Below are 16394 nucleotides of genomic sequence, written 5' to 3'. Positions count from 1 at the left end.
GGAAAAAAGCGGATGTATGATTTTGTGATTATTGGCGGCGGCATTATCGGCATGTCGACCGCCATGCAACTGATTGATGTCTATCCGGACGCCAGAATCGCGCTGCTGGAAAAAGAGTCCGGCCCGGCCTGTCACCAGACGGGCCATAACAGCGGCGTGATTCATGCCGGGGTTTATTACACGCCCGGCAGCCTGAAGGCGCAGTTTTGCCTGGCCGGAAATCGCGCCACCAAAGCCTTTTGCGACCAAAACGGCATCCGCTACGACGTCTGCGGAAAAATGCTGGTTGCCACCTCCGCTCTGGAAATGGAGCGTATGCGCGCGCTATGGGATCGCACCGCTGCTAACGGCCTGGAACGCGAATGGCTGAATGCGCAGGAGCTACGCGAGCGTGAACCCAACATTACCGGGCTGGGCGGCATTTTCGTCCCGTCGAGCGGGATCGTCAGCTACCGCGAAGTAACCGCCGCGATGGCGAAGATTTTCCAGGCCAAAGGCGGTGAGATTATTTACAACGCCGAGGTCAGCGCGCTGAGAGAACACGCCGCGGGCGTGATCGTCCATACCCGCCAGGGGCACGAATATGAAGGCGCAACGCTGATAAGCTGTTCCGGCCTGATGGCCGATCGACTGGTGAAAATGCTCGGCGTTGAACCCGGTTTTATTATCTGTCCGTTCCGTGGCGAATACTTCCGTCTGGCGTCAGAACATAACCAGATAGTCAATCATCTGATCTACCCGATCCCCGATCCGGCGATGCCGTTTCTCGGTGTGCATCTCACCCGCATGATTGATGGCAGCGTCACGGTGGGCCCCAACGCGGTACTGGCATTTAAACGCGAAGGTTACCGTAAACGTGATTTCTCACTCAGCGATACGCTGGAGATCTTCGGCTCTTCCGGCATCCGCCGCGTGCTGCAAAACAACCTGCGCTCCGGGCTTGGCGAAATGAAGAATTCGCTGTGCAAAAGCGGCTATCTACGGCTGGTGCAAAAGTACTGTCCGAGTCTGACGCAGAAAGATCTGCAACCGTGGCCTGCGGGCGTGCGGGCGCAGGCGGTGTCGCCGGACGGCAAGCTGATCGACGATTTCTTGTTTGTCACCACGCCACGCTCCATTCATACCTGCAACGCCCCTTCTCCGGCAGCAACGTCAGCGCTCCCTATCGGCGCGCATATTGTCGGCAAAGTACATGCGCTGCTGGAGAGCCAGAGTAATCCCGGACGCACGCTGCGTGCGGCACGTAGCGTGGAGACATTACACGCCGCATTCACCCGTTAACATGATTAAGACAGGAAGTAATTATGCAACTAAACGATCCAACCTTATTTCGCCAACAGGCGTTGATTGACGGCAACTGGCGTGACGCCAACAACGGCGAGACCATCGCAGTAACGAATCCCGCCAATGGTCAGCAATTGGGTAGCGTACCGAAAATGGGGGCGGATGAAACCCGTGAAGCCATTAACGCCGCGGACCGCGCTCTACCCGCCTGGCGTGCGCTGACCGCCAAAGAACGGGCCAATATTCTGCGTCGCTGGTTCAACCTGATGATTGAACATCAGGACGATCTTGCTCGTCTGATGACCCTGGAACAGGGTAAGCCGCTGGCGGAAGCCAAAGGCGAAATCACCTATGCCGCCTCATTTATTGAGTGGTTTGCCGAAGAGGGCAAACGTATTTATGGCGACACGATCCCCGGCCATCAGGCTGATAAGCGTCTGATCGTCATCAAGCAGCCGATCGGCGTTACCGCCGCGATTACGCCGTGGAACTTCCCGGCGGCGATGATCACTCGCAAAGCCGGTCCGGCACTGGCGGCGGGTTGCACCATGGTGCTTAAACCGGCCAGCCAGACACCCTATTCCGCACTGGCGCTGGCAGAGCTGGCTAATCGCGCCGGCATCCCGGCTGGCGTATTCAGCGTGGTGACCGGTTCAGCAAGCGCGGTCGGCAACGAACTGACCGGCAACCCGCTGGTGCGCAAACTGTCATTTACCGGCTCCACCGAAATTGGCCGTCAGCTGATGGAACAGTGTGCCAAAGACATCAAGAAGGTGTCGCTGGAACTGGGCGGCAATGCGCCGTTTATCGTCTTTGACGATGCCGATCTCGACAAAGCCGTGGAAGGCGCGCTGGCGTCGAAGTTCCGTAACGCGGGGCAAACCTGCGTCTGCGCCAACCGTCTGTACGTGCAGGACGGCGTGTATGAGCAGTTTGCCGAAAAACTCGAGCAGGCGGTGAGCAAGCTGCGCCTCGGTGATGGTCTGCAACCAGATGTCACCACCGGGCCGCTGATCGACGAGAAAGCGGTTGCCAAAGTGCAGGAGCATATCGCCGATGCCCTGGATAAAGGCGCACGCATTATCGCTGGCGGTAAACCTCATGCGCTGGGTGGGAACTTCTTTCAGCCCACCATTCTGGTCGATGTACCTGACAACGCGAAGGTTGCCAAAGAAGAGACATTCGGCCCGCTGGCGCCGCTGTTTCGCTTTAAAGACGAAGCTGACGTCATCGCCCAGGCCAATGACACCGAGTTTGGCCTGGCAGCCTATTTCTACGCCCGTGATTTAAGCCGCGTCTTCCGCGTTGGCGAAGCGCTGGAGTACGGCATCGTCGGGATTAACACCGGCATCATCTCCAACGAAGTCGCCCCATTTGGTGGGATCAAAGCCTCCGGTCTTGGCCGTGAAGGATCGAAATACGGCATCGAAGACTACTTAGAAATCAAATATATGTGTATCGGCCTTTAATAAAACAAATACTGGAGAACACCTGATGAGCACCAACAAAGAACTCATGCAACGTCGCAGCAACGCCGTTCCCCGTGGCGTAGGACAGATCCACCCTATTTTTGCCGAGCGGGCAGAAAACTGCCGGGTCTGGGACGTTGAAGGCCGCGAATTCCTCGATTTTGCTGGCGGTATTGCGGTGCTGAATACCGGTCACCTGCACCCGCAGATTGTCTCTGCGGTAGAAGCGCAGTTGAAAAAACTGTCGCATACCTGCTTCCAGGTGCTGGCCTATGAGCCCTACCTGGAGCTGTGCGAAATCATGAACAAGAAAGTGCCGGGCGATTTCGCCAAGAAAACCCTGCTGGTGACCACCGGTTCTGAAGCCGTGGAAAACGCGGTGAAAATTGCCCGCGCCGCCACCAAACGTACAGGTACGATCGCCTTCAGCGGCGCTTATCATGGCCGTACCCACTACACCCTGTCGCTGACCGGGAAAGTCAACCCGTACTCCGCCGGAATGGGGCTGATGCCGGGCCATGTTTATCGCGCACTTTTTCCTTGCCCGCTGCATGGCATCAGTGAAGATGATGCTATCGCCAGTATTCACCGCATCTTCAAAAATGATGCCGCGCCGGAAGACGTTGCCGCCATCGTCATTGAACCCGTCCAGGGCGAAGGCGGTTTTTACGCGGTCACCCCGGCATTTATGCAGCGTCTGCGCGCCATTTGTGACGAACACGGGATCATGCTGATTGCCGATGAAGTGCAGAGCGGCGCGGGCCGCACCGGTACGCTGTTCGCCATGGAGCAGATGGGCGTTGCGCCCGATCTTACCACCTTCGCCAAATCTATCGCTGGCGGCTTCCCGCTGGCAGGGGTAACCGGTCGCGCCGACGTCATGGACGCTATCCCGCCGGGTGGCCTGGGCGGTACCTATGCCGGTAACCCGATTGCCTGTGCCGCCGCGCTGGCGGTGCTGAACATTTTCGAGCAGGAAAATCTGCTGCAAAAGGCCAACGAACTGGGGCAAACCCTGCGCGAAGGCCTGCTGGCTATCGCCGAAACGCATCGCGAAATTGGCGACGTGCGTGGGCTGGGGGCGATGATCGCCATCGAACTGTTCGAAGACGGCGACCATACGAAACCAGACGCCAAGCTGACCGCAGAAGTGGTGGCGCGCGCGCGTGATAAAGGGCTGATCCTGCTCTCCTGCGGGCCTTACTACAACGTGCTGCGCATCCTTGTCCCGCTGACCATTGAAGATGCGCAAATCCGCCAGGGGCTGGACATCATCGCCCAGTGTTTTGCTGAGGCGAAGCAGGGCTAACTATACAAAAAAGCAATCCGTAGGCCGGATAAGGCGGAGCCGCCATCCGGCACATAGGGTCAATAACAATAATACGCGTGCCCCGGCGCGGGAATGCCGGGGTGCTCTCCCAAGTGAAATACTTTCGAGAGGTTTACAAGATGGGGCAAGTGTCACAATCACATGATTTAGGGGGCGGGCTGAAATCACGCCACGTCACCATGCTGTCTATTGCCGGGGTTATCGGCGCGAGTTTATTCGTAGGTTCAAGCGTGGCGATTGCAGAAGCCGGTCCCGCGGTATTATTAGCTTATCTGTTTGCCGGACTGTTGGTGGTGATGATTATGCGCATGCTGGCCGAAATGGCCGTCGCCACCCCGGATACCGGCTCCTTCTCCACCTACGCCGATAAAGCCATTGGCCCATGGGCAGGTTATACCATCGGCTGGTTGTACTGGTGGTTCTGGGTGTTGGTTATCCCACTGGAGGCCAATATTGCCGCTATCATTCTGCATTCCTGGATCCCAGGCATACCTGTCTGGTTATTTTCTCTGGTTATCACGCTGGCATTAACCGGCAGTAATTTGCTGAGCGTCAAAAATTACGGTGAATTCGAATTCTGGCTGGCGCTGTGCAAAGTGATTGCCATTCTGGCGTTTATTGTCCTCGGCGCGGTGGCGATTAGCGGTTTCTATCCTTATGCTGAGGTTAGCGGCGTTTCACGCCTGTGGGATCAGGGCGGCTTTATGCCGAACGGTTTTGGCGCCGTACTCAGCGCGATGCTGATCACCATGTTCTCCTTTATGGGTGCAGAGATTGTTACCATCGCCGCCGCCGAGTCCGATACCCCGGATAAACACATCGTCCGCGCCACCAACTCGGTTATCTGGCGTATCTCCATCTTCTATCTGTGCTCCATTTTCGTGGTGGTGGCGCTGATCCCATGGAACATGCCGGGGCTAAAAGAAGTGGGTTCTTACCGCTCGGTACTGGAGTTATTGCATATCCCACACGCGAAGTTGATCATGGACTTCGTCATTTTGTTGTCGGTGACCAGTTGCCTGAACTCCGCGCTGTATACCTCATCCCGTATGCTCTATTCCCTGAGCCGTCGTGGCGATGCCCCCGCCTTTATGGGGAAAACTAACCGCAGTAAAACGCCTTACGTGGCGGTGTTGCTGTCTACGGGGGCGGCATTCCTCACCGTGGTGGTCAACTATTACGCCCCGGCCAAAGTGTTTAAATTCCTGATCGACAGCTCCGGCACCATCGCCCTGTTGGTTTATCTGGTGATCGCGATTTCCCAACTGCGGATGCGCAAAATTCTGCTGGCGCGAGGCGGTGAAATTAAACTGAAAATGTGGCTTTATCCGTGGCTGACCTGGCTGGTTATCGCCTTTATTATCTTTGTGCTGGTGGTTATGCTCTTTCGCCCGGCGCAACAGCTGGAGGTTATCTCTACCGGGTTGTTAGCCATAGGAATTATTTGCACGGTGCCCATTATGGCACGCTGGAAAAAACTGCTATCGTGGCAAAAAGCACCCTTGCAAAATACGCATTAAATCTGTTCCCGGCGCACGCCGGGACATTTATTCAGGAGTAAGACCATGACCGCCATTCCCCAACCGACGGCCATTGATGGATACCGCTGGCTCAAGAACGACATCATCCGCGGTATTTATCAGCCTGATGAGAAACTGCGTATGAGCCTGCTGACCTCGCGCTATGAGCTTGGCGTAGGACCGCTGCGCGAAGCGCTTTCACAGCTGGTGGCGGAGCGACTGGTCACGGTGGTTAATCAGAAAGGGTATCGTGTCGCCCCGATGTCCGAGCAGGAATTGCTCGATATTTTCGATGCCCGCGCCAATATGGAGGCCATGCTGGTCGCACTGGCCATCGAACGCGGCGACGACGCCTGGGAAGCGGAGATTCTGGCACGGGCGCATATGCTCAGTAAGCTTGAAGCTGTGGACGCCAGTGAACAGATGCTTGATGAATGGGATCAGCGCCATCAGGCATTTCACTCGGCGATTGTCGCCGGCTGCGGTTCCCAATATCTACTGCAAATGCGCGAACGATTGTTTGATTTAGCGGCACGTTACCGGTTTATCTGGCTACGTAAAACGGTGCTGTCAGTCGAGATGCTGGAAGATAAACACGATCAGCATCAAACGCTGACCGAAGCGATTCTGGCACGCGATGCCGTGCGCGCCAGCGAATTAATGCGCCAGCACCTGCTGACGCCGATTCCAATTATTCAACAGGCGATGTCCGGCAAGCTGCTGACGGAATAAGCCCGCACATCATTATTCTTCCGGAATACGTAATACCTGCCCGGGATAAATTTTATCCGGGCTTTTCAGCATCGGTTTATTCGCTTCGAATATTTTATTGTACAGGTTAGCGTTACCGTAAACCTGTTTGGCAATAGCGCTCAGGGTATCGCCCGCTTTCACGGTATAAAACTGGCTTTCGCTCGCGGGTGCAGAGGTTTTAACCTGATCGTCCACGCTGGCGATACCGGAAATATTACCAATCGCAATCAGGATTTTCTCTTTCGCTTCCTGGCTTAATCCATCGCCAGAAACGGTGGCCTTGCCTTCGTTAATTTGCACGTTCACCTTATCTGCATCAGGGATGCCGGTTTTATTCAGGTGTTCCTGCACCTTCTTCGCCAGATCGGCCGTGTCATGATTTCCGGTGACCGCATCCCAAAGTTTTTCACCTGCATCTTTCACAAAATTGAAGAGTCCCATATCCACCTCGGTTATTAACAAGCAACACCAGGAAGTGTAGCAGAGGAGAGAGGACGGCAAAGAAAACGGCGCAAATGCGCCGTTTATGAAAGGAAGTATTAATTACGCGTCTGTACCCAGAAGGCGTGGATCAAACCAGGAATGTAGCCCAGCAGCGTCAGAACGATATTAAGGATAAACGCCCAGCCGAATCCTTTTCCCAGCAGTACGCCAAGCGGGGGCAGAATAATAGTAAAAACGATTCTCCAGAAACCCATACACACTCCCTACAAGCAAAAAGTTAATCATTGTTTAAAAAGAGATTTTATCTCTAAGAGTAGCCATTCTACTCAAATCCGCCAGCCTTCCCCTGCTGCTTTACCCTCCTTTACGCTCTTTACGCTGGCGTACGTTGGCTTTTTATTTTAGAATTCACTTAATTTAGATTATGCTTAAATACATATGACTGAACTTGAACAACTCCAGGCCAGCGCTGAACAGGCTGCCGCTCTGCTTAAAGCGATGAGTAACCCGAAGCGGTTGCTGATTTTGTGCATGCTCTGCGGTTCGCCCGGTACCAGCGCGGGCGAGTTAGCACGCGCTACCGGACTGAGTCCTTCCGCCACGTCCCAGCATCTGGCGCGTATGCGTGAAGAAGGTCTGATAGACAGCCAGCGCGATGCCCAGCGCATCCTTTATTCCATTAAAAATGCGGCTGTGAATTCGCTGATCGCCACATTAAAAACACTGTATTGCCCATAAGGAGCCATCATGACCATTGGGAAGATTTCCCCGCGCGAGGCGCAGACGCTGGTCGCGCAAGGCGCGAAACTGATTGATATCCGCGATGCCGACGAGTACCTGCACGAGCATATTCCTGAGGCGCATCTGGCACCGTTACCCACGCTTGAGCAGGGATCGTTGCCTGCGAATTTACGCGCCGAGCAGGTGATTTTTCACTGCCAGTCAGGCAAACGCACACAAAATGCAGCGAACAAACTCAGCGCCATTGCCGCGCCTGCGCAGGTCTGGTTGCTGGAAGGTGGAATCGATGGCTGGAAAGCCGCAGGTTTACCCGTGGCAAAAGACAGTTCACAACCACTGCCGCTGATGCGTCAGGTGCAGATAGCCGCAGGTAGCCTTGCCTTACTCGGCGTCATTCTCGGATACGCCGTCAACAGCGCCTTCTTCCTGCTGAGCGGTTTTGTGGGTGCCGGGCTGATACTCGCTGGCCTAACCGGCTTTTGCGGCATGGCGCGATTGCTGGATAAAATGCCCTGGAACCGGCGTACTCATTAAGCGGTAATACCTGAAACAGCGCTGTACCCGTCGATTGACGTGATCTATGGTGAGTTGTGCGATAAATAAAGGAGCGCAATATGTTTAAACCTGGCGATCTGGTTCAACCACGCATGGGCGGACCTAAACTGAAAGTTGTCGAAGTCAACGAAGATCAAATTGTGGCGGTACAAGCCAGTAATGAAAGCGGTGAAAAATTCACACTGAAAGCAGCTGACGTGACGCGATATACCGAAGACGGTGATTTCGGCGTTTGCTGAAAACAGGCGGTGAGGTCACCCTCACCGCATTTATAATTAGATTAAAAAGTCATCAAGAGATTTACCGGCAGCCAGCGCCTGGGCAATTGGCTTTGGTGTCCGACCTTGTCCGGTCCATGTTTTTGTTTCACCGTCGAAATCGGTAAAACGATATTTCGCCGGGCGTGGTTGACGTTTTTTGACTGCCCGCGACGTCGCTGGGGTCATACTCAGCAGCTCTTCCGGATTGATCCCATCGGCCTGCATCAGAGCCAGCAAATTATTAATTTTTTCCTGCTGTTCTGCACGTTGGCGCTGTAGCTGTTCTTCTTCATCGCGGCGTTCTTTAGTCACTACTCTGAATTTTTCGAGCATATCTTCCAGCACATCAACGGAAAATTCACGTGCCATTACACGCAGCGAGCGGATATTATTTAAGTTTTTTAACATTGAACTCATATTAACAAAACCTCTTTAACGTAAAAATGGTATCACGCTAAATATTGTATGCAACTGATTATTATTTTTCCAGTCTAATTTTTTCGCAGATTATAAAACAAATAGCCAATCCCGTTATTTAAATGGCTATCCTGAAACCTGACATCAAATATTTTATATTCCCAGGATAGTCACTGTAAATATACTCGCATGACGTCTCAGCGCATCGTCTGATAAACACATCACTTTATTGCCCGGGGCCGGCACGCGCACATTCTGAACATCAGTCAACTTTCAGAAAAGGAGCGCAAAAAATTCAGAAAAACAAGTATTCATAACCTATTGATATAAAATACTTTTAATCAGCAGAACAACGAAAACACCAAAACGAACAAAAATCAAACCAATGCAGAGCATTTTATCGACAAAAAGACAATAAATAAAAATTTTAAGCTAGTTGCTAGTTATTATCCAGGCAGATATCCTATTGAAACGCGAAAGCAGCAAGACAAATCACTAGCAGTGAAGGTATTCAAAACCTTTTTTCCCCTTTTTACAAGGAGCATTAACATGTTCTCTCCGCAGTCACGCTTGCGTCATGCTGTAGCAGACACGTTCGCGATGGTTGTTTATTGTTCTGTCGTGAACATGTTGATCGAGATATTCCTTTCTGGAATGAGCTTTGAACAGTCACTGTACTCCAGACTGGTGGCCATCCCTGTCAATATTCTGATCGCCTGGCCATACGGCATGTACCGTGATTTGTTTATGCGCGCGGCGCGTAAAGCCACGCAGGCAGGATGGGCAAAAAACCTGGCGGACGTGCTGGCTTATGTCACCTTCCAGTCGCCGGTTTACGTGATTATTCTGTTGACGGTTGGCGCGGACTGGCACCAGATTACGGCTGCGGTAAGTTCGAACATCGTGGTATCGATGCTGATGGGCGCAGTATACGGCTACTTCCTTGATTATTGCCGCCGCCTGTTTAAGGTCAGCAGCTATCACCAGGCTAAAGCCTGACACGCCTCTTCGCGACTGGCCCTGCCAGTCGCGTTATTAGTTAGCGTTAACGTCGCCAAATAACCCACTCAGATAACGCTCAAGTGCAATACGCGAACTGAAGCCGTGCGGAATACCATAATGCTCATGGGTCTCTCCGGCTAAATACAACGGGAATTGCTGGTAGTGATCGCAGGTTTTAATGTCTGTCGCAGGTTCCGCCAGTGAAGAGCTGCGCTCTTTAAGCGTGGGATGGATGACTAATGCGGTACGTCCCATACGTGCTTCCCGGTTAACGTACACATAATTTTCACCACGTCGATAGCCGTACGTTTTCGGCGTCACTACATCAACGGTAAAGCCCACTTTTTCAAGTACGCGCGCCACCTCATCAGGTCGTAAATACATATTATTTTCCTCGTTATCTTTTACTGCGGGCTTACCTTACCTGATTCAGCATTAGCAACGCTTTCAGAAAAGTCCATAAACGAGTGAAGACGGTGGGACGAATATCTTAAGAACCGTGCAGATTTATGTCAGCGCCTGCCGCAATTGATAGGCCGCCTGCTGCGCCATTTCCGCTGAGCTAATATTGGTAAATGACAATAATATTCCCCCTTGTCCGTTCGGCGTTATACGCCACTGGCTCAAGGCCTGTACGGCCAGACCTGCCCGATTTGCTTTACGTACTAACGCAACATCGTCTGCGTCTACACTCATCACCAGTTGGATCCCACCCTCTTGCGGGAGCACGCTAAAACCGTGTTCGGTCAGGGCATTTACCATCCACTGACGTCGCTGGGCATAATGTTGACGCATGCGTTTTAAGTGCCGCCAGAAGTGCCCCTCGCGCATAAAATCCGCCAGCGTTTGTTGCCATAAAACCGGAACGCTACAGGCCGCCAGCGCCACCTGCTGGCGAAAATGCTCGACCTGAGTCATGGGCACCACCAGCCATGCCGTGCGTAGCGCAGGAAACATTGATTTGCTGAACGTTCCGGCATAAATCACCCGCTGCGGCGCATCCAGGCTTTTCAACGGCGGCAACGGTTTACCGTGGTAGCGAAATTCACTGTCATAGTCATCTTCAATAATCCATGCCTGGGTGCGGGCCGCCCACTCCAGCAACTGATGGCGACGCTCCAATGAAAGGGCCACACCCAGCGGGCTTTGATGCGCGGGTGTAAGCAAAACAAAGCGCGCCTGCGGGTAATCGCGGATCCCAGCGCAGACATCCAGACCATTGGCATCAACAGGAACCGGCATCAGCGCAATTCGCTCCTGAGCCACCACCGGTCGGATCAACGGAAACCCGGGATCTTCGACCCACATCCCTTCACCGGGTTGAGACAGCGCGCGCAGAATTAACGTCATCGATGCCGCATAGCCAGAGGTGATAAAAATCTGCTCCGGCTGGCACTCAATGCTGCGTGAAACGCGCAGGTAATCAACAATCGCCTGACGCAGCACCCTTTCGCCGCAAACATCTCCCACCGCCAGATCAAAACGCGTTTGGGTGCGTAAACGTCGGCCCATCACCCGCGCCCATACTTCACGCGGGAAGAGATCGAGTGCGGGTAGCCCCATCTGAAAAGGTTGGGGTCTGGGATTTTCTCCTGCGAAGATAGCGGGAGCCGCAGGCGCGGTCTCTGGTCGCAACTGCTCACTGACAAAAGTTCCCGCCTGCCCACGTCGAGCCAGCCAGCCCTGCGCCACCAGCTCGGCATAGGCATGTTCCACCGTCGAACGAGAAACGCCGAGTTCCTGGGACCACGTCCGGCTGGAGGGCAATCTTGCGCCTGGTTTGAGTTCACCTGTCTCAATGGCATTTTTTAACTGGCGGGCGATTTGTTGATAGCGCGGCATTTATGGTCTGCTTTTTTTGCAAAAATATGGCTCTCTGTAGCAGTCCATTATAGTGCTACATTGCGGGTTATCCAAACGAGGAGAAATACCATGACAATGTTACGCCAGCCCTATTATGAACTCAGTCCTGAAATCTATAACGCTCTGGTTCAGGCCAGCAAAGCGCTGGAAAATTGCGCACTGGAACCTACGCTGACGGAACTGGTTTACCTGCGGGTCTCGCAAATCAACGGCTGCGCATTTTGCCTGGAAATGCACAGTAAGGCGTTGCGCAAAGCAGGCGTTGCGCAGGCCAAACTCGACGCGCTGGCAGGTTGGCGAGTGAGCCACCACTTCAGTGAACAGGAACGTGCGGCGCTGGCATGGGCCGAATCGGTCACTCATATCGCCAGCACCCACGCGGAAGATGATGTTTATCTGCCGCTGCTCGACCATTTTAGCGCGAAAGAAATCAGCGATCTGACGTTTGCCATCAGCCTGATGAACTGCTTCAACCGCCTGGCGGTTGGGATGCGCATGTAATTCTGCCCTGCCGGATAGCGGGATAAATGCCTTCTCCGGCCTGGGATGTGTTCTCCTGTAGGCCGGATAAGACGCGTCGCCCTCAGGCAGCCCGTCATGCTACACATCCCTGCCCCCGTCACGCTCATCACCCTGCCCTTCATTAATCTAAAATTACCATATCTTGTATGGTTGAATATTTTTAAATCTACATCTAGTATCACTCCTATCAAGACACCTACAATCCGACGCTATCAATCGCGTCGATCTTTTATCTATAAATGGAAATACGAATCATGCGTATTATTATTTACACTCGTAATAACTGTGTTCAGTGCCACGCCACTAAGCGGGCAATGGAAAGCCGCGGGTTTGACTTTGAGATGGTAAATATTGATTTGCAGCCCGCTCTGGCTGACAGCCTGCGCGATCAAGGCTTTCGTCAGTTACCGGTCGTTGTCGCCGGGGAAACCAGTTGGTCCGGGTTTCGCCCGGACATGATCAACCGTCTGCGCCCACAACCCGATATGGCCAGCGCATGAGTCAGCTCGTCTACTTCTCCAGCAGCTCCGAAAATACGCACCGCTTTATCCAGCGTCTGGGGCTGCCTGCCATCCGCATTCCGCTTAATGAACGCGAGCGGATCCGGGTCGACGAACCTTACATCTTAATCGTGCCGTCCTACGGCGGCGGCGGAACGGCAGGCGCGGTTCCGAGACAGGTGATCCGCTTTTTAAACGATCCGCACAACCGGGCGTTAATCCGTGGGGTGATTGCTTCCGGCAATCGCAATTTCGGTGAAGCCTATGGCCGCGCGGGTGAAGTCATCTCACAAAAATGCGGCGTGCCGTGGCTCTGGCGCTTTGAGCTGATGGGCACCCAAAGCGATATCGACAACGTTCGACAAGGAGTGAGTGAATTTTGGCAACGACAACCGCAGAACGCATAACCCAGCCAACGCTGGATTATCACGCCCTGAACGCCATGCTGAATCTGTACGATAAAGCTGGACGCATTCAGTTCGACAAAGACCATCAGGCGGTGGAGGCTTTCTTTGCCGCCCACGTCCGCCCCAACTCGCTGACGTTTGCCAGCCAGCAGGAGCGCCTGGAAACGCTGGTTGCTGAAGGCTACTACGACGAAGGCGTATTGAGCCGTTACGATCGCGCATTTGTAATAAAGCTCTATGCCCACGCCCACGCCAGCGGATTCCGGTTCCAGACGTTCCTCGGCGCATGGAAGTTCTACACCAGCTATACGCTGAAAACGTTCGACGGTAAGCGCTATCTCGAAGATTTTGAGGATCGGGTCACGATGGTGGCACTCACGCTGGCGCAAGGCGATGAAATGCTCGCCATGCAGCTTAGCGATGAAATGCTCTCCGGGCGCTTTCAGCCCGCCACGCCAACCTTCTTAAACTGCGGCAAACAGCAGCGCGGCGAGCTGGTTTCCTGCTTCCTGTTACGCATTGAAGACAACATGGAGTCCATTGGCCGGGCGGTTAACTCTGCACTGCAACTTTCCAAGCGCGGCGGCGGCGTAGCGTTTTTGCTCTCTAACCTGCGCGAAGCAGGTGCGCCGATTAAACGCATTGAAAACCAGTCCTCCGGCGTGATCCCGGTAATGAAAATGCTGGAAGATGCGTTTTCTTATGCCAATCAACTCGGCGCGCGTCAGGGCGCAGGCGCGGTGTATTTGCACGCGCATCATCCGGACATTTTGCGTTTTCTGGATACCAAACGTGAAAATGCCGACGAAAAAATCCGTATCAAAACCCTGTCGCTTGGCGTAGTGATCCCGGACATTACCTTTAAACTGGCCAAAGAGAATGCCGACATGGCGCTGTTCTCGCCCTATGACGTGGAACGCATTTACGGCAAAGCGTTCGGCGATATCGCCGTCAGTGAACGCTATGACGAACTGCTTGCCGATGGACGCGTGCGCAAAAAATACATTAACGCCCGCGATTTCTTCCAGCGGCTGGCTGAGATCCAGTTTGAGTCCGGCTACCCTTACATCATGTTTGAAGATACGGTGAATCGCGCGAATCCGATTGCTGGCCGTATTAACATGAGCAATCTGTGCTCCGAAATTTTGCAGGTTAACAGCGCCTCCACCTACGATGAAAATCTCAACTACGCGCAGACCGGACACGATATCTCCTGCAACCTCGGCTCGCTGAATATCGCCCATACCATGGATTCCCCGGATTTTGGTCGTACCGTGGAAACGGCGGTTCGCGGCTTAACCGCCGTTTCGGACATGAGTCATATTCGCAGCGTGCCCTCAATTGCAGCCGGAAACAGCGCATCGCACGCGATTGGTCTTGGTCAGATGAACCTGCATGGCTATCTGGCGCGGGAAGGCATCGCCTACGGCTCGCCGGAAGGGCTGGATTTCACCAATTTCTACTTTTACACCATCACCTGGCATGCGCTGAATACGTCAATGAAGCTCGCCCGCGAACGGGGTAAAGCCTTTGCTGGATTCAGGCAGTCTCGCTACGCCAGCGGCGAGTATTTTAGCCAGTATCTGCAGGGTGACTGGCAGCCAAAAACCGACAAAGTTCGCGCGCTGTTTGCCGCCAGCGGCATTACGCTGCCGACGCGTGAGATGTGGGCGCAGTTGCGTGAAGATGTCATGCGCTACGGCATTTATAACCAGAATTTACAGGCAGTTCCGCCAACCGGCTCTATTTCCTACATCAACCATGCGACGTCAAGTATTCACCCGATCGTGTCAAAAGTGGAAATTCGCAAAGAGGGCAAAACCGGGCGCGTGTACTACCCTGCTCCTTTTATGACCAATGAGAATCTGGCCTTGTATCAGGATGCCTACGAGATTGGCCCACAAAAAATTATCGATACCTATGCTGAAGCGACGCGCCATGTCGATCAGGGACTGTCGCTGACGCTCTTTTTCCCCGATACCGCCACTACCCGCGATATTAACAAAGCGCAGATCTACGCCTGGCGTAAGGGCATTAAATCGCTGTACTACATCCGACTGCGTCAGCTGGCGCTGGAAGGGACCGAAATCGAAGGTTGCGTGTCATGCGCGCTGTAAGGAGGAGATCATGACATTATCCCGCGTGAGCGCCATCAACTGGAACAAGATTGAAGATGATAAAGACCTGGAGGTATGGAATCGCCTGACCAGTAACTTCTGGCTACCGGAAAAAGTCCCGCTTTCTAACGACGTCCCGTCCTGGCAAACGCTGAGCGCTGCCGAGCAGCAGTTAACTATCCGCGTTTTTACCGGGCTAACGCTACTCGACACCATTCAGAATGTTGCCGGTGCGCCAGCGCTAATGGCGGATTCATTAACCCCACACGAAGAAGCGGTGCTGTCGAATATCAGCTTTATGGAAGCCGTTCACGCCCGCTCATACAGCTCTATTTTCTCCACGCTTTGCCAGACCAAAGATGTGGATGCCGCCTACGCCTGGAGTGAGGAAAATATCCCGCTCCAACGTAAGGCGCAGATTATTCTGGCCCATTACGCCAGCGATAATCCGTATCACAAGAAGATTGCCAGCGTGTTTCTGGAATCATTCCTGTTCTATTCCGGCTTCTGGTTGCCGATGTATTTCTCCAGCCGCGGCAAACTGACTAATACCGCCGATCTCATTCGTCTGATCATTCGTGATGAAGCGGTCCATGGGTATTACATTGGTTATAAATTTCAAAAAAGCCTGGAGCATATTTCCGAATCCGCACGCGAGGAGTTAAAGAATTTTGCCCTCGACCTGCTCATGGAGTTGTATGATAACGAAGCGCGTTATACAGAAGAATTGTATGCAGAAACCGGTTGGGTGGATGACGTCAAAGCCTTCCTTTGTTACAACGCCAATAAGGCATTAATGAATTTGGGTTATGAGGCGTTATTCCCGTCAGAAATGGCGGAGGTTAACCCGGCAATCCTTGCCGCGCTGTCGCCCAACGCAGACGAAAACCACGATTTCTTCTCAGGTTCTGGCTCATCTTATGTGATGGGTAAAGCTATCGAAACCGAAGACGACGACTGGAATTTTTAACTCTCATTTTCACGGAAAATACCGTACATTTTTCGCGGTAATATTTTAACAGGATCACACTTTTATCGTGCAATTATAATTGTGTGATCTACACTCAATATCAGCCGCATTATTCGCCTGCATTACACCAATTCAGGCGCTTTTTCATTGGCGTTTACAAAAAATATCAGTTAACGCACATTCACGCTCAGCCCTTATATCACGGGAAATCCCGTCGACTGACCTTCGGCAATATTCATG

Annotated in this window: 19 protein-coding genes; 14 read left to right on the top strand and 5 right to left on the bottom strand. The window is 53.2% G+C overall.

What is annotated here, in order from left to right; all coding sequences use genetic code 11:
- Positions 1-12: 12 nt before the first annotated feature.
- The 5 genes from lhgO to csiR all read left to right on the top strand — a co-directional run bounded on the left by lhgO (position 13) and on the right by csiR (position 6335).
- Positions 13-1281 carry an L-2-hydroxyglutarate oxidase gene (gene lhgO, locus ICA20_RS05745; protein ID WP_038632934.1) on the top strand — a complete coding sequence of 423 codons (1269 nt, stop codon included), beginning with the start codon at positions 13-15 and terminating at the stop codon, positions 1279-1281.
- 23 nt (positions 1282-1304) lie between these two features.
- Positions 1305-2753, top strand: a complete 1449-nt coding sequence (gene gabD / locus ICA20_RS05740) for an NADP-dependent succinate-semialdehyde dehydrogenase (protein WP_038632937.1) — start codon at positions 1305-1307, stop codon at positions 2751-2753.
- A 25-nt stretch (positions 2754-2778) separates the two neighbouring features.
- The gene (gene gabT, locus ICA20_RS05735; RefSeq protein ID WP_038632940.1) at positions 2779-4062 is read left to right on the top strand and encodes a 4-aminobutyrate--2-oxoglutarate transaminase; all 1284 of its coding nucleotides are present in this window, start codon (positions 2779-2781) and stop codon (positions 4060-4062) included.
- A gap of 140 nt (positions 4063-4202) precedes the next feature.
- Positions 4203-5603 (top strand): GABA permease, encoded by a 1401-nt coding sequence (gene gabP / locus ICA20_RS05730; RefSeq protein ID WP_038632942.1) that lies wholly within the window; start codon positions 4203-4205, stop codon positions 5601-5603.
- Between the two features lie 45 nt (positions 5604-5648).
- Entirely contained in the window at positions 5649-6335 is a 687-nt protein-coding gene (gene csiR / locus ICA20_RS05725) for a DNA-binding transcriptional regulator CsiR (RefSeq protein WP_038632944.1), read from the top strand.
- A 12-nt stretch (positions 6336-6347) separates the two neighbouring features.
- Here the strand turns inward: csiR and lysM are convergent, their stop codons facing one another.
- Entirely contained in the window at positions 6348-6797 is a 450-nt protein-coding gene (lysM, locus tag ICA20_RS05720; RefSeq protein ID WP_038632949.1) for a peptidoglycan-binding protein LysM, read from the bottom strand.
- Between the two features lie 98 nt (positions 6798-6895).
- On the bottom strand, positions 6896-7054 hold the full coding sequence (locus ICA20_RS05715) for a YqaE/Pmp3 family membrane protein (RefSeq protein WP_038632951.1): 159 nt from the start codon (positions 7052-7054) through the stop codon (positions 6896-6898).
- Positions 7055-7238: 184 nt separating this feature from the next.
- On the opposite strand from ICA20_RS05715, the gene ICA20_RS05710 reads away from it, so the two are divergent.
- From ICA20_RS05710 to ICA20_RS05700, 3 genes are all read left to right on the top strand, one after another.
- A complete protein-coding gene (locus ICA20_RS05710) occupies positions 7239-7538 on the top strand; it encodes a metalloregulator ArsR/SmtB family transcription factor (RefSeq protein ID WP_006687216.1) in 300 nt (99 codons plus the stop codon).
- Positions 7539-7547: 9 nt separating this feature from the next.
- Positions 7548-8075: a rhodanese family protein gene (locus ICA20_RS05705; RefSeq protein ID WP_038632958.1), complete on the top strand. Its 528-nt coding sequence runs from the start codon at positions 7548-7550 to the stop codon at positions 8073-8075.
- Between the two features lie 80 nt (positions 8076-8155).
- Positions 8156-8335: a hypothetical protein gene (locus ICA20_RS05700; protein WP_038632960.1), complete on the top strand. Its 180-nt coding sequence runs from the start codon at positions 8156-8158 to the stop codon at positions 8333-8335.
- A 36-nt stretch (positions 8336-8371) separates the two neighbouring features.
- Here ICA20_RS05700 and stpA read toward each other — a convergent pair whose 3' ends face one another.
- Positions 8372-8773: a DNA-binding protein StpA gene (stpA, locus tag ICA20_RS05695; protein WP_038632963.1), complete on the bottom strand. Its 402-nt coding sequence runs from the start codon at positions 8771-8773 to the stop codon at positions 8372-8374.
- A 549-nt stretch (positions 8774-9322) separates the two neighbouring features.
- Between stpA and alaE the strand changes: the two genes are divergently transcribed.
- Positions 9323-9772 carry an L-alanine exporter AlaE gene (gene alaE / locus ICA20_RS05690; RefSeq protein ID WP_003037259.1) on the top strand — a complete coding sequence of 150 codons (450 nt, stop codon included), beginning with the start codon at positions 9323-9325 and terminating at the stop codon, positions 9770-9772.
- Between the two features lie 36 nt (positions 9773-9808).
- On the opposite strand, the gene ICA20_RS05685 is transcribed toward alaE, so the two are convergent.
- Together ICA20_RS05685 and ICA20_RS05680 are read right to left on the bottom strand one after the other, a co-directional pair.
- Positions 9809-10159 carry a DUF2002 family protein gene (locus tag ICA20_RS05685; protein WP_038632969.1) on the bottom strand — a complete coding sequence of 117 codons (351 nt, stop codon included), beginning with the start codon at positions 10157-10159 and terminating at the stop codon, positions 9809-9811.
- A gap of 123 nt (positions 10160-10282) precedes the next feature.
- Entirely contained in the window at positions 10283-11617 is a 1335-nt protein-coding gene (locus ICA20_RS05680; RefSeq protein WP_038632973.1) for a PLP-dependent aminotransferase family protein, read from the bottom strand.
- A gap of 90 nt (positions 11618-11707) precedes the next feature.
- On the opposite strand from ICA20_RS05680, the gene ICA20_RS05675 reads away from it, so the two are divergent.
- From ICA20_RS05675 to nrdF, 5 genes are all read left to right on the top strand, one after another.
- Positions 11708-12139 carry a carboxymuconolactone decarboxylase family protein gene (locus ICA20_RS05675; protein WP_038632976.1) on the top strand — a complete coding sequence of 144 codons (432 nt, stop codon included), beginning with the start codon at positions 11708-11710 and terminating at the stop codon, positions 12137-12139.
- A gap of 275 nt (positions 12140-12414) precedes the next feature.
- Positions 12415-12660, top strand: a complete 246-nt coding sequence (gene nrdH, locus ICA20_RS05670; RefSeq protein WP_038632979.1) for a glutaredoxin-like protein NrdH — start codon at positions 12415-12417, stop codon at positions 12658-12660.
- Positions 12657-13067, top strand: a complete 411-nt coding sequence (gene nrdI / locus ICA20_RS05665) for a class Ib ribonucleoside-diphosphate reductase assembly flavoprotein NrdI (protein WP_038632982.1) — start codon at positions 12657-12659, stop codon at positions 13065-13067. Before nrdH ends, nrdI begins: the two co-directional genes overlap by 4 nt.
- Positions 13040-15184 carry a class 1b ribonucleoside-diphosphate reductase subunit alpha gene (gene nrdE, locus ICA20_RS05660; protein ID WP_038632984.1) on the top strand — a complete coding sequence of 715 codons (2145 nt, stop codon included), beginning with the start codon at positions 13040-13042 and terminating at the stop codon, positions 15182-15184. The genes nrdI and nrdE overlap by 28 nt, the downstream gene beginning before the upstream one ends.
- Before the next feature lie 10 nt (positions 15185-15194).
- Positions 15195-16154: a class 1b ribonucleoside-diphosphate reductase subunit beta gene (gene nrdF / locus ICA20_RS05655; RefSeq protein WP_038632987.1), complete on the top strand. Its 960-nt coding sequence runs from the start codon at positions 15195-15197 to the stop codon at positions 16152-16154.
- Positions 16155-16394 lie beyond the last annotated feature (240 nt).

It is taken from the genome of Citrobacter sp. C5_2, from assembly GCF_014596845.2.
Taxonomy (GTDB): domain Bacteria; phylum Pseudomonadota; class Gammaproteobacteria; order Enterobacterales; family Enterobacteriaceae; genus Citrobacter; species Citrobacter werkmanii.
The sequence above is the reverse complement of the archived record's forward strand: the minus strand, read 5'-3'. Positions and strand labels throughout refer to the sequence as shown.